Below are 18,549 nucleotides of genomic sequence, written 5' to 3'. Positions count from 1 at the left end.
CCCGTCCCGCACGGGCGCGTGGTAAGTGTCATGGATGCGAATCGGGATCGCTCTCAACTATTCGGGCGGCTTTCACGAAGCCGTGGACCGCGTCGTCGAACTCGAAAAGTCCGGCATCGAGGTCGCGGTGGTGGCCGAGGCGTATTCGTTCGACGCCATCAGCCAGCTGGGATACCTGGCCGCCAAGACCAACACGGTCGAACTGGCGTCCGGGGTGCTTCCCCTCTACATCCGCACGCCGTCGCTGCTGGCGATGACGGCCGCGGGCCTGGATTTCGTGTCCGACGGGCGATTCCGCCTCGGCATCGGCACCTCCGGGCCGCAAGTGATCGAGGGCTTTCACGGGGTCCCGTTCGACGCCCCACTCGGGCGCACCCGCGAGATCGTGGAGATCTGCCGCAAGGTGTGGCGCCGCGAGCGCGTGCAGTACGCCGGCAAGCACTACCAGCTGCCTCTGCCCGCCGACCGCGGAACGGGTCTGGGCAAGCCGCTGCAGCTCATCAATCACCCTGTGCGCGAACGCATTCCGATCAGCATCGCCGCGCTGGGTCCCAAGAATGTCGAGCTCACCGCCGAGATCGCCGAGGGCTGGCAGCCGGTCTTCTATCTTCCGGACAAGGCCGCGTCGATCTGGGGTGAGCCGCTGGCCGCCGGCGCCGCCAAACGCGATCCCGCGCTGGGTCCGCTCGACGTCATGGTGCACGCGTCGCTGGCCATCGGGGACAACGTCGACGAGCGGCTGGCCTGGGTCAAGCCGCAGCTCGGGCTCTACATCGGCGGGATGGGCGCCAAAGGCCGCAATTTCTACCACAATCTGGCGACGCGTTACGGGTACGGCGAGGTCGCCGACCGGATCCAGGAGCTGTATCTGTCCGGCCGCAAGCAGGAGGCCATCGACGCCGTGCCCGACGAGCTGGTGCGGGGCATGTCGCTGATCGGGCCGCGCGGGTATGTGGCCGAACGGATGGCCGCCTTCGCCGAGGCCGGCGTGACCACGCTGTTGTTGAGCCCGCAGGCCACCGACCGCGACGAGTCCATGCGTTTCGTCGAGGAAGCCCTGCAACTGCAGCCCTGAGCGGTCACTGCCCCGCCTGCGGAAGCTGGTCCGCGGCAATCTCGCACGGCGTCGACCCCTCCCCCGCGGCGGGTGCGGGTTCGGCGGCCGGCGCTGCCGCGGGAGCCGGCGGCTCGGCCGGCGCCGGATCCGCCGGCGGCGGGGTCTCGACCGGTTGGGCTTGCTGTTCGGGCTCCGTGGGATCGGGCTGACCCGCCTCCCCGTCGACGGGTTCGGCTGGGCCGCTCCCCTCGGCGGTGTCGTCGGCGTCCTCGGCGTCGCCGGAGTCCTCTGCGCCCATCGCGTCAGTCGGATCCTCGGCGTGAAAAGGGTTCTCGTCGAACGCGTTTCCGTCCGCCGAATCGCCGAGCGCGGCCGCGCCATCCGACCCGTCGCCCGCCGACCCGAGCAGATCGCCCATCGCGTCGACAATCCTGCCGGCGAGCCCGAGAAGACCGCCGCCACCCCCACCGAGCCCACCACTGCCGAGTCCGCCGCCGAGCCCACCACTGCCGAGCCCACCGCCGCCGAGCCCACTGCCGAGCCCGCCCAGATCGCCCAAGCTTTCGGCGGGCCACCCCGACGCGTCACCGATGCCGCTACCCCAGCCCGCGACCGGCGCCGGCGGGGCCGGCAGGGGGGCGACCGGCGCCGGCGCCGCGGCCGCCACCGTCGCCGCGGAGTCGTCCACCCGCGGTGCGGACGCGGCGGCCACCGGCGGGGCGAGCTGCACCGGAACGACGCCCGCCCCGAGATCACCGGGAAACTCGAACCGCGCCGCCGGGGCGGCCGCGGCCCTGTCGATCACCATGGCGTAGGACGTCTGAACCCCGTCCGACGCGGACCGCATCGCGGCCAGCCAGTCGTTACGAATGTCGTTGTCCACGTAGGGAATCACCTGCTGCCGCACCACATCCTCGGCGCCCCGCCGGACCCCGGCCGTGACCGCGGCGGCGGCGGCCAACCAGGCCGGCCGCTGCGCCTGCGCCCGGTCGTCGACGGCGATGGCCGTCGCGACTTTCGAATCGACCAGGTGCCACAGGTTGTCGCGCAGCGACTCGCATCGCTGGGCCGCCGCGCGCAGTTCGCCGACGACCGCGTCCGCGCTGTCGCAATGCCGTTGCAACAGCTGCACCGCGGCGTCGCCGCCCGCGCCCTGCCACGCGGCGGCCAGCTCGGCCACCTGGGCGCGCTGCATGCGCAGCGCCTCGGCGGCCACCACGCCGGCGGCCCGCAGCTCCGCGCAGTCACGGTCGAGCGCGCGCAGGTCGAGTTCGTCCTCGCTCGCATACCATTCCCGGATCTGCGCGGGATGCGCTGTCAGGTCGGGATGTTGGTAGCCGAGCGCGTGGGACGCCAGCACGTAGGTCTGGGTGTGCTCGACGGCAACCCGGCCCTCGGCGAGGCGCGCGTCCACGTCCAACCGGTCGGCCACGAGCTACGCGATCCGCGCCGCGGCATACAGTTCGGCGTCGGCGTAGCGCTGCGCGCTGGACCGCAGGGCGGCGGCGATCTCGCTGGACGCGCGCGACCACTGCGTCACCTGCTGCGTCAGGCGCCCCAACTCGACGCGAAGCGCGTCGCCGCGCGCGGCGTGCGCCCGCCCGGCGCAGGCCCCGCCGAAGGCCAGCCTGGCCAGGTGATCGCTGACCGCGCGGTCGAGAAATTCCGCGGCCATGGCGAATTGGTTAGCGACCCGGTGCGTGGCCGACGCGTCGATCTGGGCGCGGGCGGCGGCGACAGGCCGTGTTCCCCCAACGAATTTCATGCCTAATCCGACGCCGGTAGGCGTGTCGGGGTTCCCGGCGCTGCGGGATCAGTGCGCGGCGCTGACCGCTTCGGCGACCCGGGTGGCGATCCGCGCAGCGATCTCCTTTTCGGGGGCCTCCACCATCACGCGGATCATGGGCTCAGTTCCCGACGGGCGCAACAGGATTCGACCGGTGTCGCCCAGCTCGGCCTCGGCTTGCCCGACCGCGGACTGCACCGACGGCGCGGCGGCGGCCGTGGCCTTGTCGGCGACCGTGACGTTGATCAGCACCTGCGGCAGCGTCTGCATGGCCGAGGCCAAATGCGCCAGCGACGAGCCGGTCTGCGCCATGCGGTTCATCAGCCGCAGCCCGGTGACGATGCCGTCGCCGGTCGAGCCCAGCGCGGGCATCACGATGTGCCCGGACTGCTCGCCGCCCAGGCTGTAGTCGCCGGCCCGCAGTTCCTCCACGACGTAGCGATCGCCGACGCCGGTGGTGCGCACCGTGATTCCGGCCGAACGCATGGCCAGATGCAACCCCAGGTTGCTCATCACGGTGGTCACCAGCGTCCGCGAGGACAGTTCGCCGGCCTCGTGCATGGCCAGCGCGAGCACCACCATGATGTGGTCGCCGTCGACGAGGTTGCCGTCGGCGTCGATGGCCAGGCACCGGTCGGCGTCCCCGTCGTGCGCCAGGCCCAGGTCGGCGCGGTGCGCGACGACCGCCGCGCGCAGCGAATCCAGGTGCGTGGAGCCGCAGTTGTCGTTGATGTTGAGCCCGTTGGGTTCGGCGTTGATCGCGATCACCCTCGCGCCGGCCGCGCGGTACGCGCGCGGGCCCACCGCCGAGGCCGCGCCGTGGGCGCAGTCCACCACCACGGTCAGCCCGTCGAGGCGCAGCGTGCTGGCCTTGCTCAGGTGACGCAGGTAGCGGTCGGCCGCGTCCTCGGCGTCGACGACCCGGCCGATGCCGGTTCCGACCGGGCGCGGCCCCGGATCCCCGACGAGGGCTTCGATCTGGTCCTCGGTGCCGTCGTCGAGCTTGCGGCCGCCGGGCCCGAAGATCTTGATGCCGTTGTCGGGCATCGGGTTGTGGGAGGCGGAGATCATCACCCCGAAGTCGGCGTCGTAGGCGCCGGTCAGGTAGGCCACCGCGGGGGTGGGCAGCACCCCCACCCGCAGCGCGTCGACGCCCTGGCTGGTCAGCCCGGCGATCACCGCAGCCTCCAGCATCTCGCCGCTGGCCCGCGGATCGCGGCCGATCACCGCGACGCGGCGGCCCGGCGCCGACGCGCTCGCCAGACGCCGCGCCGCCGCGGAACCCAGCGCCAGCGCCAGCTCGGCGGTCAACTCGCGGTTGGCGACCCCACGGACACCGTCGGTGCCGAATAGTCGACCCATGCGAACAAACCTCTCACAGTTGTCGGGCTAGCACCTAACGTGCCCGTTCCTTTGTGGCCGAAACCAGGCGCGGGTGGGCGCAGACACGCCGCAACCGGCCACAACTTGTGCACCGCGATGCCAAGTTGTGGCCGGAAAGCGACGGCTGATCAGCGCTTGCTGTACTGAGGCGCCTTGCGGGCCTTCTTCAGGCCGTACTTCTTGCGCTCGGTGGCGCGCGGGTCACGGGTGAGGAACCCGGCCTTCTTCAGCGCGGGACGGTCGTCCGGCGAGGCCACGATGAGCGCCCGCGCGATGCCCAGGCGCAGCGCGCCGGCCTGCCCCGAGGGGCCGCCGCCGTGCAGGTGGGCGTAGACGTCGAAGCTCTCCACCCGGTCCACGGTGACCAGCGGGGCCTTGATGAGCTGCTGGTGCACCTTGTTGGGGAAGTAGCCCTCCAGGGTGCGGCCGTTCAGGTTGAATTGGCCGGTGCCGGGCACCAGGCGCACCCGCACCACGGCCTCCTTGCGGCGGCCGACGGTCTGGATGGGCCGTTCGAACACGTAGGGCTCGGCGGGCGCGGCGACGTCGGCGGGCTCCGAGGCCTCGACCGGGGCTTCGGTCACCTCGGCGGCGGCCACTGTTTCCTCTGCGGTCTCTGGGTTGTCCGGGTTCTCTGGGTTCTCCAGGCCCTCGGTCGTTTCGGTCACTGGGCCACCTGCTTGATCTCGTACGGAACGGGCTGCTGTGCGACGTGGGGGTGCGTCGGGCCGGCGTAGACGTGCAGCTTGCGCGCGATCTGCCGGGCGAGCTTGTTCTTGGGCAGCATGCCGACGATCGCGTCCTCCACGACGCGGTCGGGGTGCTTGGCCATCAGCTCGCGGATGGTGCGGCTGCTCAGACCGCCGGGGTACCCCGAGTGGCGGTACGCCAGCTTCTTGTCCAGCTTCTGGCCGCTGAAGGCGACCTTGTCGGCGTTGATGACGATGACGAAGTCACCGCCGTCGACGTTGGGGGTGAACGTCGGCTTGTGCTTGCCGCGCAGCAGGTTGGCTGCCGCGACGGCAAGGCGGCCAAGCACCACGTCCGTGGCGTCGATGACGTGCCACGACCTCGTGGTGTCACCCGCCTTTGGCGTGTACGTAGGCACAGCGCTTACCACTCTTTCTCTGCGAGCCTCTGTTCCGAGGCTGTGGATCCCGGTGTGACCGGGTGCCGGTCAGGCGTCCGCGGTAAGGGCTTGGTCTCGGCGACCGACGTTGACCCGAGGCCCTGGCGTCCCGCACGCCAACGGAGCAGCTTACCGACCGCCATCCCCGCAGGTCAAAATGACTGTGTGGCCCCGACGGCTCTCCCCCGTCAGGACCACACAGTCTCACGCGCGGCCAGACCGCGCGGTGTCTCGTCGGCCGCTACCGCGCCCACACGCCGGCGGCGCGGCGGTCGGCGTTGGCCACCTCGTCCGCGCCGTCGCGGACCGCGTTTCCGAGCGCGGCCAGCATCTCGTTGAGCGCGGTCGCCGACTGGTGCCATTTCAGCTGCTCGGCCTGGTAGGCGGCGGCCGCTTCGCTGGTCCACAGCTGCTGCAAGGGCGCGATGTGTGCTCTCAGCTCGTCGAGCGCGGCATTGAAGCGGGCCGATGTCGAGTGAATTTCCTGGCGCACCGAGTATTCAATTTCACCGAAGTTGTAGGACAACACCGAATCCACGGGATCTTTCCTCCTCACAGGTTTCCGCCGGCGGCGGCGATGCGGTCGGCGTGGCTTTGGCCGGCCTCCTGCAGGGTGGCCGCGTTCTGCCGAATGGTGTCGGCGATGGCGTGTAGGGCGTGGTAGAGCCGCACCGACTCGGCGTTCCAGCGATCGATCACGTCTTTGAAGCGCGTGGCCGCCGGCCCGCCCCACGCCGACGGCGGCACGCCGCCCATCCGGCCGATGAACGCCTGCAACATTGCCCTGATTTCCTCGTTGCGCGCGTCGGTGGTGCCCGCCACCGACCGCATCAGGTCGACGTCGGCGCTCAGTGGGTTTGGTGCAGCCATACCTATTACGACCGTGACGGGGATCGTTCGGTTCCACGAATTGTCATCCGATCGCGTGGGCGGATCTGACCGCCTGCTCGCACGCATCGCGGACCCCGCCCTCGTCGCCGGGTCTGCTCTGGCATCCGACGCTGATCCGCAGGGGGCCGTCGAGCAGCACCGTCCAGCGCACCTCATGACCCGGGCGCACCTCGCGGTAGGTCACCGCCGACCGGCCCGCGCTGGTACCGGACGGGTTGAAGTCGACGAACAGCCCGGCGGGCTCGACGTCGATCGCGCGTTTCAACCGTTCGGCGGTGCCGCTGAGCGTCTCGCCGGCCACCGGCGACTGGGTGATGTGCAGCGCGACCTCGGGATCGGCCGGAGACGTGACCTGGACCCGCGCCGAGCCCGGCCCGGTGACCACCCGTCGCGCCGGCCATGTCGCCGGGACCGACAGCGCCACCCGGCCTTCCACCAAAAACGTCGTGGGCGTGGCCTCTACTCGCGTCGGGGGCACTACGCCACGCCGGTCCGGCGCCATCGCAGCCGGCGCCGCCGCGGCGACGACGATGGCGGCGGCCCCCAGTGTGCCCAGGGCCCGCACCCGCGACGGGCGGGCGGTGGGACGCGCCCCCGACGGCAGCGGGCGCACCGGGAAGGACGCCCGCGCAAGCCGGGTGAAGCGAATATGGTTGATTTCCAGCACACTTGGTGCCGACGGCCCGCTCCCGCGTAGCCCGTGGATGATCGACGCCGCCAGCGCCGACGCCCCGGCGACCGTGCTCGGCGTGTCGATCACCACCGCCGCGGGGGCCGCGCCGGCGATGACGGCCGCGACGGCTTCGGCGACGGATTGCGGATCGGCGTTGCGCGGTACGGCGGTGATCTCGCTCGCGGTGACCGCCACCAGCCGCTCGGCGATTTCCACCGCCACCGTCGGTTCCGCGCGAGACGCCCGCGTCAGCAGCCATGATCGCGGGCGCGTCCGCACCGCGCCGGCCACCCTCGCGGCGGCCGCGGTCACCACGCCCACGCGCGAGGAGGACCACCAGGACGGGTGCACGACGACCATGCCGTCGGCGGTTCCGCAGGTTGCCGCCCGCAGCGCGGCCTCCCACAACGCGTCGACGGTTACCGGCCGCTCCCCCACCAGCGCGACGCGGTCGTCTATCGCGTCCAGGGCGGACCGGATGACGTCGGCCGTCTCGCCCTCGTCGATCGGTCCTGTGCCACAACATAACCGGCGGATAGTGCCCGGCCCGGCCTCGATGATCGGACGGTGTTCGCTCACGGCGGGCTCCAAGCCACCTGGACGAGGTCTTCGTCGCCGGTACGGTTGGTCAGCAAGCCGCGGCCCGGCGGCAATTGCGCCGGCCGAGCGCGGCCGAACGGCGCGCCCTCGCTGGGAGATCCGCTCATCATCAGCGACATGCAACCGAGGTCACGCAGACCCGCGAGCACCGGCTCGAACATCGCGCGCTCCGCCCCGGCGCCGCGCCGGGCGACGACGAGGTGCAATCCCAAATCTTGTGCGTAGGGCAGGAATTCGGCGATCGGTCCCAGCGGATTTCCCGTCGGCGTGGCGACCAGGTCGTAGTCGTCGACCACGACGTAGATCTGCGGCCCGGACCACCACGAGCGGCTGCGCAACTCGGCCTGGCTCGCGTCGGGCGGCGGCATTCGTGCGCTCAGCAGGGCGAGCACGTCGGGCAGCAGCGCGGCCAACGCGGCCGGCGACATCGCATACCCGCGGAGATGCTCCGACTCGACAACGCCGAGCAGCGTGCGCCGGAAGTCGACGATCAACAGCTGTGCTTGCGCGGCGGTCTTCGTCCGGACCAGCTCACGGCACAAGGTACGCAGCGTCGCCGTCTTCCCGCACGCGCTGTCGCCGAGGATCACCAGATGCGGCTGACCGTCGAAATCTATTGCCGCCGGGCATAGTTCGCGCTCTCGCAGGCCGAGCAGCACTTGGGCGCGAAGCTCGGCTCCCGACCCGCGCACCAAGGTCTCGCGGTCCACGTGATCGGGCAAGAGCGGTATCGGCGGCGCAACCGAGTGACCGGCGAGCACCTCGGCGACGGGCCTTGCGACCACCATGTGCAGGCCGTCCCGGGACAGCCCCCGTCCCGGGCTGTCGTGCGGGACGTGCGCGGCGGCCTTGCGGTCCAGTTCGGAGTCGGCGGGATCGCCGAGCCGCAACTCGACGCGGGTGCCGAGCTGATCCCGCAGCGACGGCCTGACGTCGGCCCAGCGCGACGCCGACAACACCACGTGCACACCGAACGAAAGCCCATGGGTCGCAAGGGCGGTGATCGAGGCCTCCAGCGCCTCGAATTCCTGGCGCACGGTTGCCCAGCCGTCGATGACGAGGAAGACGTCGCCGAACGGATCATCGTTGGCGACGCCGGCTGCGGCCCGCCGGCGATAGTCGGCGATCGAGCCGATCGCGTGCTCACCGAATATGGCTTCACGCCGCCGCACGACCGACTCGCATTCGGCGACGATCCGCCCGACGAGTCGGGACTCGGCCCTGCCGGCGACCGCACCGACGTGCGGCAACGACCGCACCGACGACAGCGTCCCGCCACCGAAATCCAAGCAGTAGAACTGCACCTGGCTCGCGTCGTGCGTGGCCGCCAGGGCGGTGATGAGTGTGCGCAGCGCCGTCGACTTGCCGGATTGGGGCCCCCCGACGATCGCCGCGTTGCCGGCGGCCCCGGACAGGTCGATCATCAGTGGCGTTCGGCGCTGTTCGAAGGGGCGGTCGACAAGGCCGATGGGGACGGCGGTCAGGCCGGCCGGCGTGGGCTCCGCGCTGTGCAGCAGGGTGTGCAGCTGCGGCGCCGGCCCCAGCGGGGGCAGCCAAACCCGGTGCGCGGGCGGCCCCTGGCCGCGCAGCCGGTCCAGGACCGCATGGTAGATGGCCGGCGGGGAAGTCATGTTCGCCCGGTGGGTGCGACGGACCGCGCCGGTGACGCGGGTCGTGAACGCCTGGGTCGAGCGCGCCGCGGCGGGGGCCTTATCCGGGGAAGCGTCCGTCCGCAGCGGTCCCGAAACCGAGGCGGCCTGGAAGCGAATCGGTTCGCCGCCGCCGATCCGCAGGAAGCCGGCGCCGGGCGCGGCGGGCAGCTCGTACGCATCGAGATTGCCCAGCACCGTGCGGGATTCGGCGGCGGACAGGGTCTTCAGGCACAGGCGGTACGACAGGTGGGCCTCGAGCCCGCGTAGCCGTCCCTCGTCGAGGCGCTGGCTGGCCAGCAGCAGGTGCATGCCCAGGGATCGGCCGAGACGACCGATCGCCACGAAGGTGTCGGCGAAATCTGGTTGCTGGCTGAGCAATTCGGAGAACTCGTCGACGATTATGAACAGCGTCGGCAGGGCCGGCAGCGGCTCAGGCGGGTCGCCGCTGCGGCGCGCGCCTTCGTAGGCCTCGACGCTGACGCAGCCCGCCGTGCGCAGCAGCTGCTGGCGACGATTCATCTCGCCGGCCAGCGCGTCGCGCATGCGGCTCACCAGCGGCGCGTCGTCGGCCAGGTTGGTGATCACGGCGGCCACGTGTGGCGCTCGCGCATAGTCGAGAAAGGTTGCCCCGCCCTTGAAGTCGATGAGCAACAGGTTGAGCGTCAGCGGGGAGTTACGGACCATCATGCCCAGCGCGATGGTCCGCAACAGCTCCGATTTTCCCGACCCGGTTGCACCGATGCAGAGCCCATGCGGGCCCATCCCGCCCTCGGCCGGCTCTTTGATGTCCAGCTCGAGCGGTGCGCCCTGCATGGTGGTGCCGATGGGGACGCGCAGGCGGTCGCGGCGCGCCTGGCCGCGCCATAGCGTCGCCGGGTCGAAACGATGCACGTCGCGCAGACCGACCAATCCGGGCCAACCGGGATCACCGCCCCCCGCTCTCCCCCGATGACCGGCCAGCCGGAGGGCGCACACCAGCGCGTCGACGGGCTCCATCCGGTCGGGGCAAGAAACCGGCGCGGCCTCGCCGGAGCGCCGGATCGTCAGCGGCGCACCGTCATTGCCGCCGCCGATCGCGATGGTGGTGGCGCCGCCGAGCGCGGTGGGACCCTCGTCCAGCTCGGCGACCACCACCACCCGGGTCGCCGCAACGCCCGCGAGCGCGCCCTGCGCCTGCGCGGCATCCGAATAGACCATCCGCACCGGACCGGCCGCGTCGGAATCGCCGGGATGTTGGTTGTGCGGCAACCATTTCAGCCATTCCCAGTGGGCGCGATGCGGCTCGCTGACCGCGGCGGCGATCCGCACCTGATCGGGCGCATGCTGCACGGCGAGCTGGCAGATCATCGCGCGTAGCAAGCCACGCGCGGCCCTCGCGTCGCCGTCGATCGTCACCAGCGATCCGTCCCGCAGGTCGATCGGTACCGGCGCAACGACTGTCGAATATGCGTGGAGGAACCGGCGCAACGCCGTGTCGGTGACCGGATCGCGAAGCTCCTCGGCGGCGAGCTCCGGCGCCACCAAACGACGGGCGAGCGGCTGAGGTCCCGTGCCCAGCCGCACGACGCAGAAGTCCGCGTCGCCCGGTCCGCGCTGCCACATCCGAGCGCCGCCGATCAACGTCCACAGTGTGTCGGGATGGGGATGACGCCGAATGGCGCACGCGCGCTGCGCCATAGCGACCTCGGATACGGATTGACTGAGCCGACTCAGGTAGTCGAGATACCGTCCGCGGTCGGCATCGATGCCATCGCCGCGCCGGTGGGCCCGGCCGGTCAGCCCGGACGCCAGGGCCGAGACCAGCATCATCAGCGGGAAGGCCAGGAACACGGGGGTGCGGGCCATGGCGGTCCCCGACGCGAACGCGGCGGCCATGATGCCGATGCTCACCACGGAGATAGCCACCGGCAGCAGGCGGGGCAGCAGGCCGGGCCCCGCCGGTGGCGGCAGGTCCGGTGGCGCCTCGACCACGATTGGCGCCTGTTGTGCCTCGGGCACCAACATCTCGGTCATCGCATCGCCTCCAGTTCGACGACGGTAGGGAGCACCGAAAACGGCGACAAGTCACCTGTGGACAGCCGGATGCCGGGACGTCGAAACCCGGCTATGTTCGCCAGGATCCGACCGAAGGGACCGCCGTTGGCTGCATCCGATACCGGGCTGTGCCGGGTCCGCGTTCATTGGGGCACCGCCGTCGCCGATCTGGTGCTGCCCGCCGGAGTGCCTGTCGCGGTGTTGATTCCGTCGCTCATCGACGCCCTCGGGGTCCGTCCCGCCGACCAGGAGGCGGTGCGCTACCAGGTGTCGATCCCCGGCGCGTCCGCGCTGAACCCGTCGACGACGTTGGCGCAGAACCGCATCGGCGACGGCGCGGTCTTGGTGCTGAGCACACCCTCCGTGCCGTTACCCGCGCCGCGTTACGTCGACATCGCGCGGGAGGTGGCGGCCACGCTGGAGGGGCCCGCTCGGTTGCGTGGCGGTGCCGCAACCCGGCGGGTCACCCGGCTCTGCGGAGCGACTGCGGCCGTCGTCCTGACGGCGGTTGGCGGGCTGGCTTTGGTCCGAAACACCTTCAGCGACAGCCACCCTCGAGACGAAGGGATGACGGGCGCCGCTTTGGGATCGGCCGCCCTCGTCGCGCTCGGGCTTGCCGCGGTCGCGCACCGGGCCTACCGAGACCCGATCGCCGGGCTGGCGCTGAGCGTGATCGCCATCGTCTTCGCGGCGGTGGCCGGGTTTGTGATGGTGCCCGGTGGCCCAAGCGTTTCCAACGTGTTGCTGGCCGCGGCGGCGGCGGCCGTCACCGCCGTGCTGGCGATGCGGCTGTCGGGCTGCGGCGTCGTCGCGTTGACGGCGGCGGCGTGCTTCGCGGCGGCCGTCGCCGCGGCGGCGCTGGTGGGCGCGATCACCGCCGCGCCTGTGCATGTCATCGCGTCGGCATCCGCGGTCCTGTCGCTCGGTCTGCTCGGGGCGGCGCCGCGCATGTCCATTGCGCTGGCGGGGTTGTCGCCCCGATTTGCGACGGCGGACTTCGCTGTCCCCGGCCCGAGTGACTCGCGGGTGCCCGCGCAAGCGATCCGCGCCGACCGGTGGTTGGTGAGCCTGCGCGCGGGGCTGTCGTCGTCGGCCGGCGTCGGCGCCGCTCTCACCGTGCTCGCCGGCGCACCGCGGCTGTCCTGCATGGCGTTCGGGACCGTCACCGCCGCCCTGTTCCTGCTGCGCTGCAGGTCCGGCGCAGGCGCCGGGCTGCTGAGCTTTGCCGTCGGCGGAACCCTCATCGCGGCAACGACCTTCGGCGTCACGGTACTGCGCATGCAGATGCCCGGACCGCTCCTCGCGGCGGCGACGGCGCTGGCCGCCGCCGCGATGTACCTCGGGTTTGCCGCGACACCCTCCTCGCCCGTCGCGCTCCGATGTGTCGAAGTGCTCGAGTGGCTGGCGTGGTCGGCACTGGTCCCGCTGGCCTGCTGGATCAGCGGGCTCTACGGCGCGGTCCGGGGATTGCATCTCACGTGAGGAACTCGCACGTTGGGCGCGTGTTCGCGGTGTCGGCGCTGACGATGCTCGCCGCGTTCGGAACGCCGCCGGCGCAGGCGGTTTCGCCACCCGGCATCGACGACAAGTGGCTGCCCCAGCCCGCCTTGCCCGCGCCGACGCGGCCGACCGTGCAGCGCGAGGTCTGCGCGGCGCTGACGCGCGACTCGAGGCCGGGCCGTAACCAGCCGCCCGGGGCGTTCGATCTCTCGGAGGTGTGGCGCCTCACCCGCGGCGCCGGACAACGGATCGCGGTGATCGACACCGGGGTCTCGCGGCACCGCCGGCTGCCCGACGTGGTGCCCGGGGGTGACTACGTGTCGACCGGCGACGGCACGCAGGACTGCGACGCGCACGGCACGCTGGTCGCGGGAATCATTGCGGCCGCGGCGGATTCCAAGTCGGACGGCTTCAGCGGGATCGCTCCGGAGGCCACGTTGATCAGCATTCGGCAGTCCAGCGCGAAGTTCGCGCCCGCCACCGACCGGTTCCGCTCAGGGGTGGGTGACGTCGACACCATGGCGAAAGCCGTTCGGACGGCAGCGGATCTGGGCGCGTCGGTGATCAACATTTCCTCGGTGGCGTGCGTTCCGGTGGCCGCCGCGCTCGACGACCGCGCGCTGGGCGCCGCGCTGGCCTACGCCGTCGACGTCAAGAATGCCGTCGTGGTTGCGGCGGCGGGGAATACCGGCGGCGCCGCGCAGTGCCCGCCGCAGCGACCGGACGCCACCTGGCAGACCATCACGGTCGCGGTCAGTCCCGCGTGGTACGACGACTACGTGCTGACCGTCGGTTCGGTGAACGCCGAAGGGGCTCCCTCGGGTTTCAGCCTTGCCGGACCTTGGGTCGATGTCGCCGCGCCCGGCGAGGCCGTGGCCTCCCTCGCGCCGGATCCGGTGTCGGGCACGAGTTATGCCGCCCCGGTGGTGAGCGGTCTGGCCGCTCTCATCCGGGCCCGCTTCCCGGCGCTGACCGCGCGGCAGGTGATGCAGCGCATCGAGTCGACCGCGCATCATCCGCCCGCGGGGTGGGATCCGCTCGTCGGCAACGGCACCATCGATCCGCTCGCCGCGGTCAGCACCGGGACGGGCCCGCCCGCCACCACTCCCAAGCCGCCGCCTGCCGCGGCGCCGGCCGCCGTGTCGCCGCCGACGACCCGATCGCGCGATACCCGCGCCCGGGACACCGCGGTGCGCGGCGCCGCGGTTTGCCTCGTCGCGCTGACGGTCGCGCTCGCCGCCGGAGCGGTCAGAAGCCGGTTACGGGGAGCCCGCGACCGCGTCCCGGGCGATTGACGCGCCGCGTCTGCTCAGCTCCGGTCCCGCCGGCAAGAGCGTGAGGATCGGCCAGGGCGCCGGGGTCGGCTCGGAGAGGCCGAGATCGTGCGCGGCGTCGTCGTCGGGGATGGCGAATCGCACCCCGGTGTCGACGATCAGGTAGCGGGTGCCGGCTTTGTCGCCCGCCCGCACGTAGGCGCTGCGGCCGGTCGGCACGTACGCGGCATCCAGCGCGGGGCCCCGGCCGTCCGCCTGCGCCAGCGTCACCGCCGCCTGACCGGGCGGCACGGGCAGCCGGCCCCCCGCCAGCAAAGCCACCCCCGCTCGCCCGCCCGCCCAGCTGGCGCATAACGTGCCGGCGGCCTCCGGCAGCGTCGGCGCCCGGTCGGGGAAACCGGCCACGGGCAGCTCGGCGACGACGGGCGCGGCCCGGATCGCCGCGGGCGCGACGGTGATGGGACTGACCGTGCCCTGGGAGCTGCCAAAGCGCATCAGGTCGGCGGCGACCTGGCCGATCCGCTGCACGCCGTCGGCCAGCACCGCGTAATACTCGTCACCGTCGGCGCGTGTGACGCGAAGCACACTGCCGACGCGAAACCCCGGCAGCCCGGGCGCGGCGCCCCCGAGGCCGCGGATGCGGGGCGCCGAGATCGGCGGCGCCTCGGGCATGGCGTTCAGCAACGCTTGCGAGACGAGCCGCGGCGCGTGGCCCTCGAGTCGGAGCGCCCGCACGACGGCCGCGTCTTCCAGGTCCACGATGGCCCGGTGCCCGTCGTAGAGCAGATAGGCCGGCGAACCCGAGGAGACCGCGGCAAGGACGGCCTGCCCGGGGGGCATGCGGGTGACCCCGTTGTCGGCGACGGGGCCGACGACGACCGTCGTGCTGCTGGCGTCATCGCTGTCGCACATCGAGAAGGCCAGTTCCTGCGCGGGCAGGGGCCTGCCGACGAATTGCGGTGCACCCGGGATGCCCAGCAGCGGGCCGCGTTTGGCGCGCTCCAGGTCGGCCTCGCGGATCGGCTGCGGATCGGCGGCGCTCCCCGCGATGAGCCGCGCGGAGGCCAGGTTCGGCACCGGATGCCAGACATCGCCCACTCGAACGAACAGCGCACCCGAGTCCCGGGACATCACGATCTGCGCCCGATCCAACGCGACGTGCGGGCTCAGCAAACCCAGCAGCGCACAGCCCGCCAGTGCGAGGACCGTGACCACACAGCCGGCTGCCAGCGATGCCGACGGCATCCGCGCCCGGGGACCGGTCGGGTATATCGCCTCGCCCAGCAACGCGCATTCGGTGCGGCGCACGAGGTATCGGTGAGCGCTGACGCGCAGCCACGTGGTCGGCTGACGCGGCACTGATCCCCCCACCCTGCGAAATCCGTCTGGGCCCACGGTAGGCCGCCGAACGGCCCCGCCGGAGCGCTTATCCACAGGTCGCAGGAGTTTCGCCCCGGCCGAAATTGGGTAAAATTGCCCGGTGAAAACTCACCGTGCAGCTCGCCTCGTCGGCCTGGGCGCTTCGGCCCTGGTGACCGCCGCCGGCCTCCTCGCCGCACCGGCTGCGACGCCGGTCGCCTCCGCCGATGACTGCCCGGACGTCGAGGTCATCTTCGCCCGCGGCACCAACGAGCCCCCCGGCCTGGGCCGGGTTGGCGATGCCTTCGTGGACTCGCTGCGTCAGCAGACGGGCGGGCTGAACATCCTGCCCTACGGCGTGAACTACGCCGCCAGCAAGCTGCAGCTGCACGGCGGTGACGGCGCCAACGACACCATCGACCGCGTGAAGAAGAGCGTGGAGAAGTGCCCGAGCACCAAGATCGTGCTGGGCGGCTACTCGCAGGGCGCCTCGGTGATGGACATCGTGGCCGGCGTGCCCATCGGCGGAATCAACTGGGGCAACTCGCTGCCGCCGCAGTACGCCGACAACATCGCGGCCGTCGCCACCTTCGGCGACGTGGCCGACCGCGCCGGCGGCACGTTGCCCAGCCAGAGCAAGCTGCTGGGCTCCAAGGCCATCGACCTGTGCAACCCCAACGACCCGATCTGCCACGCGGGCCCCGGCAACGAGTGGAGTGGGCACACCGAGGGCTACGTCCCCGTCTACACCACCCAGGCCGCGGCGTTCGTCGCGTCCCGGCTCGTCGGCGCCGGCCAGTCGGTGCCCGGGTACGGCCCGTCGTTCCCCGGCGCCGGCCCGCAGGTTCCGGGCCAGCCCGGGTACGGCCAGCAGACGCCGGTGTACGGGCAGACCCCGCCCGGGTCGGGCCCCTCGATCCACGGCGGCACCGGCACCGCCCCGGCGCCCGCGCCGCTCGCGCCCGGGCCGGTCACGTCCGTACCGCAAGCACCTCTCGTCTAAATCGTTACCGGCGGGTTATCAACGCGCGCTTAACATCTCTGTGTGAGGCTTATCCCTTTAGGGCTGGGCGTCGGATTGCTCGCGGGGGCAGCGTTATTGGTTGCCCCGCAATTGGTTCCCCGTGCATCGGCGTCCTGCCCCGGCGTTGAAGTGGTGTTTGCCCGGGGAACGGATGAGGCGCCCGGTGTCGGGAAGGTGGGCGGGGCGTTCGTCAACTCGTTGCGCGAGCAGACCCGTAAAAGCGTTGGCGCATATGGCGTGAACTATCCCGCCGACAAGGACTTCCTGGCCGCCGCGGACGGCGCCAACGACGCGAGCAGCCACATCCAGCGCATGGCGGTGAACTGCCCCAACACCAAGCTGGTGCTGGGTGGCTACTCGCAGGGGGCCGCCGTCATCGACATCGTCACGGCCGCACCGGTGTCCGGCTTCGGGTTTCGCAGGCCGTTGCCGCCGGCGGCCGCCGATCACGTCGCCGCCGTCGCTCTCTTCGGGAATCCGTCCGGCCGGGCGGGAAACCTGATGAGCGCGCTGAGCCCGAATTTCGAGGGCAAGACCATCGACCTGTGCAACCCGGGCGACCCGATCTGTTCGGGCGGCCTGCGGTGGGCGTCGCATTTGAGCTACGTGCCCGGATTGACCAACAAGGCCGCGAGTTTCGCCGCGGCGAGGGTCTAGCGCGAGCGCACGTCCCTGGTGATGAGGTTGCGGGCGGCCAGCTGGTCGTCGGGCGGGTAGTCGACGCCGACCAGTGTCAGCCCGTGCGCCGGGGCGGTCGCGTAGTCGTTGGATCGGGCTGTGGCGCTGAGCAGTTCACGGCACCAGGAGACGGGACGGCGGTGTTCGCCGACGGCCAGCAGCGCCCCGACCAGGGAGCGCACCATCGACCAGCAGAACGCGTCGGCGCTGACCCGCGCGGTGATCAGGTCACCCTCGCGCGTCCACTCCAGCCGCTGCAGGTCGCGGATGGTGGTGGCGTTCTCGCGGTGACGGCAGAACGCGGCGAAGTCGTGCAATCCCAACAGGTCCCGCGAGGCGGTGGCCATGGCCTCGACGTCCAGGGGGCGCGGCCAGGCGGTGACGTAGCGGGCCTGCTGCGGATCCACACCCCACGGCGCCGTCGACAGCCGGTACACGTAGTGACGCCGCAGCGCCGAGAATCGGGCGTCGAAACCCGCAGGGGCGCGGACGATGTCGACGACCCGGACGTCGGTGGGCAGGAACCGGCCCAGCCGGCGCAGCAAAGGCAGAAACTCCGCCTCACCGACGTGCGGTGCACGCGAGTACGCGTTCGGCAGGGCCGCCGCGGGCACGTCGACATGGGCCACCTGCCCGGTGGCGTGGACTCCGGCATCGGTGCGTCCCGCCGCCCGCAGCCGCACGGGTGTGCGGAAGATGGTCGTCAGCGCCTCGTCGAGAGCCCCGGCCACGGTACGCTGGCCGGTCTGAGTGGCCCAGCCTGCGAAATTTGTTCCGTCGTAGGCGATATCGAGCCGCAGACGGACGTCCTTGCTAACTCTCGTCAGCCTCGTCGTTCGCCTTCTCGGCGGCCTCGGCTTCGGCCCTCGCGGCCACGGCCTTGTCGGCCTTGTCTTCGGCTTCGGCCTGGGCCTTGGTCGGCTCGTCTGAGGCCTCGGAGGCCTGGGTCTCGGGCTTGGTCTCCGAGGCCTCGGCGGTGGCTTCCTCGGCCGTCGGGCCGACGGCTTCCTCAGGCTCGACGGCGGCCTGAGGCGCCGCCGCCGCCGCGACAGGAGCGTCAGACTTCTTGGACGCCTTCACCCGGCGGGCCCGATCGGCCTCGGAGGTGACCGTCTTCTCCCGCACCAGCTCGATCACGGCCATGGGCGCGTTGTCGCCCTTGCGCGGCTCGACCTTGATGATCCGGGTGTAGCCGCCGTTGCGGTCGGCGAAGAACGGCCCGATCTCCTCGAACAGGGTGTGCACGACGTCCTTGTCGCGGATCTTCTTCAGCACCTCCCGACGGTTGTGCAGCGCACCCTTTTTCGCGTGGGTGATCAGCTTTTCCGCATACGGCCGCAGCGCACGCGCCTTGGGCTCGGTCGTCTTGATACGGCCGTGCTCGAACAGCGACGTCGCCAGGTTGGCCAGAAGGGCCTTCTGGTGCGATGACGACCCGCCGAGGCGAGGACCCTTGGTGGGCTTGGGCATTGCGACTTCTCCTAATTGGGGCCGGTCCCCGTATCAGGT

General features: G+C 71.6%; 17 protein-coding genes. 5 read left to right on the top strand and 12 right to left on the bottom strand.

The annotated features are described in order from the left end of the window. The first annotated feature begins 34 nt into the window (after positions 1–34). On the top strand, positions 35–1,075 hold the full coding sequence (locus tag QGN30_RS06855) for an LLM class F420-dependent oxidoreductase (protein WP_008260216.1): 1,041 nt from the start codon (positions 35–37) through the stop codon (positions 1,073–1,075). A 4-nt stretch (positions 1,076–1,079) separates the two neighbouring features. On the opposite strand, the gene QGN30_RS06850 is transcribed toward QGN30_RS06855, so the two are convergent. From QGN30_RS06850 to eccCb, 9 genes are all read right to left on the bottom strand, one after another. Next, the gene (locus tag QGN30_RS06850) at positions 1,080–2,489 is read right to left on the bottom strand and encodes a hypothetical protein (RefSeq protein ID WP_095562910.1); all 1,410 of its coding nucleotides are present in this window, start codon (positions 2,487–2,489) and stop codon (positions 1,080–1,082) included. Between the two features lie 3 nt (positions 2,490–2,492). After that, entirely contained in the window at positions 2,493–2,822 is a 330-nt protein-coding gene (locus QGN30_RS06845; RefSeq protein ID WP_014385766.1) for a hypothetical protein, read from the bottom strand. 48 nt (positions 2,823–2,870) lie between these two features. Continuing rightward, positions 2,871–4,205, bottom strand: a complete 1,335-nt coding sequence (glmM, locus tag QGN30_RS06840) for a phosphoglucosamine mutase (protein ID WP_009955889.1) — start codon at positions 4,203–4,205, stop codon at positions 2,871–2,873. A 149-nt stretch (positions 4,206–4,354) separates the two neighbouring features. Further along, positions 4,355–4,810 carry a 30S ribosomal protein S9 gene (gene rpsI, locus QGN30_RS06835; protein ID WP_026071202.1) on the bottom strand — a complete coding sequence of 152 codons (456 nt, stop codon included), beginning with the start codon at positions 4,808–4,810 and terminating at the stop codon, positions 4,355–4,357. Between the two features lie 80 nt (positions 4,811–4,890). Beyond that, complete coding sequence (rplM, locus tag QGN30_RS06830; protein ID WP_008260230.1) at positions 4,891–5,334, bottom strand: 50S ribosomal protein L13; 444 nt, start codon at positions 5,332–5,334, stop codon at positions 4,891–4,893. Between the two features lie 262 nt (positions 5,335–5,596). Next, entirely contained in the window at positions 5,597–5,893 is a 297-nt protein-coding gene (locus tag QGN30_RS06825; RefSeq protein WP_008260232.1) for a WXG100 family type VII secretion target, read from the bottom strand. A 14-nt stretch (positions 5,894–5,907) separates the two neighbouring features. Continuing rightward, positions 5,908–6,225 carry a WXG100 family type VII secretion target gene (locus tag QGN30_RS06820; protein ID WP_009955887.1) on the bottom strand — a complete coding sequence of 106 codons (318 nt, stop codon included), beginning with the start codon at positions 6,223–6,225 and terminating at the stop codon, positions 5,908–5,910. Between the two features lie 43 nt (positions 6,226–6,268). Next, the gene (locus QGN30_RS06815; RefSeq protein WP_248923232.1) at positions 6,269–7,498 is read right to left on the bottom strand and encodes a type VII secretion-associated protein; all 1,230 of its coding nucleotides are present in this window, start codon (positions 7,496–7,498) and stop codon (positions 6,269–6,271) included. Beyond that, positions 7,495–11,184 (bottom strand): type VII secretion protein EccCb, encoded by a 3,690-nt coding sequence (gene eccCb, locus QGN30_RS06810; protein WP_326566649.1) that lies wholly within the window; start codon positions 11,182–11,184, stop codon positions 7,495–7,497. The genes QGN30_RS06815 and eccCb overlap by 4 nt, the downstream gene beginning before the upstream one ends. A gap of 93 nt (positions 11,185–11,277) precedes the next feature. On the opposite strand from eccCb, the gene eccD reads away from it, so the two are divergent. Both eccD and mycP read left to right on the top strand, forming a co-directional pair. Continuing rightward, entirely contained in the window at positions 11,278–12,687 is a 1,410-nt protein-coding gene (gene eccD, locus QGN30_RS06805) for a type VII secretion integral membrane protein EccD (RefSeq protein WP_248923234.1), read from the top strand. Further along, positions 12,684–14,000 carry a type VII secretion-associated serine protease mycosin gene (mycP, locus tag QGN30_RS06800; protein ID WP_416366852.1) on the top strand — a complete coding sequence of 439 codons (1,317 nt, stop codon included), beginning with the start codon at positions 12,684–12,686 and terminating at the stop codon, positions 13,998–14,000. Before eccD ends, mycP begins: the two co-directional genes overlap by 4 nt. Here mycP and eccB read toward each other — a convergent pair. After that, positions 13,965–15,338, bottom strand: a complete 1,374-nt coding sequence (gene eccB, locus QGN30_RS06795) for a type VII secretion protein EccB (RefSeq protein ID WP_014385772.1) — start codon at positions 15,336–15,338, stop codon at positions 13,965–13,967. The two genes, mycP and eccB, sit on opposite strands and share 36 nt — an antisense overlap. Positions 15,339–15,459: 121 nt before the next feature. On the opposite strand from eccB, the gene QGN30_RS06790 reads away from it, so the two are divergent. Beyond that, entirely contained in the window at positions 15,460–16,341 is an 882-nt protein-coding gene (locus tag QGN30_RS06790; protein WP_014385773.1) for a cutinase family protein, read from the top strand. Positions 16,342–16,383: 42 nt separating this feature from the next. Beyond that, on the top strand, positions 16,384–17,019 hold the full coding sequence (locus QGN30_RS06785; protein ID WP_026071200.1) for a cutinase family protein: 636 nt from the start codon (positions 16,384–16,386) through the stop codon (positions 17,017–17,019). Here the strand turns inward: QGN30_RS06785 and truA are convergent. After that, positions 17,016–17,867 (bottom strand): tRNA pseudouridine(38-40) synthase TruA, encoded by an 852-nt coding sequence (gene truA / locus QGN30_RS06780; protein ID WP_248923693.1) that lies wholly within the window; start codon positions 17,865–17,867, stop codon positions 17,016–17,018. The two genes, QGN30_RS06785 and truA, sit on opposite strands and share 4 nt — an antisense overlap. Continuing rightward, the gene (rplQ, locus tag QGN30_RS06775) at positions 17,854–18,510 is read right to left on the bottom strand and encodes a 50S ribosomal protein L17 (protein WP_014381079.1); all 657 of its coding nucleotides are present in this window, start codon (positions 18,508–18,510) and stop codon (positions 17,854–17,856) included. Before rplQ ends, truA begins: the two co-directional genes overlap by 14 nt. Positions 18,511–18,549: the final 39 nt, after the last annotated feature.

Source organism: Mycobacterium sp. 3-98 (genome assembly GCF_035918355.1).
GTDB lineage: Bacteria > Actinomycetota > Actinomycetes > Mycobacteriales > Mycobacteriaceae > Mycobacterium > Mycobacterium intracellulare.
The sequence above is the reverse complement of the archived record's forward strand: the minus strand, read 5'-3'. Positions and strand labels throughout refer to the sequence as shown.

Coding starts and splice junctions, on each gene's coding strand:
- eccCb (WP_326566649.1), bottom strand. CDS start 11,184: ATGACCGAGATGTTGGTGCCCGAGGCACAACAGGCGCCAATCGTGGTC.
- rplQ (WP_014381079.1), bottom strand. CDS start 18,510: ATGCCCAAGCCCACCAAGGGTCCTCGCCTCGGCGGGTCGTCATCGCAC.
- QGN30_RS06845 (WP_014385766.1), bottom strand. CDS start 2,822: ATGAAATTCGTTGGGGGAACACGGCCTGTCGCCGCCGCCCGCGCCCAG.
- glmM (WP_009955889.1), bottom strand. CDS start 4,205: ATGGGTCGACTATTCGGCACCGACGGTGTCCGTGGGGTCGCCAACCGC.
- QGN30_RS06820 (WP_009955887.1), bottom strand. CDS start 6,225: ATGGCTGCACCAAACCCACTGAGCGCCGACGTCGACCTGATGCGGTCG.
- eccD (WP_248923234.1), top strand. CDS start 11,278: ATGTTCGCCAGGATCCGACCGAAGGGACCGCCGTTGGCTGCATCCGAT.
- QGN30_RS06855 (WP_008260216.1), top strand. CDS start 35: ATGCGAATCGGGATCGCTCTCAACTATTCGGGCGGCTTTCACGAAGCC.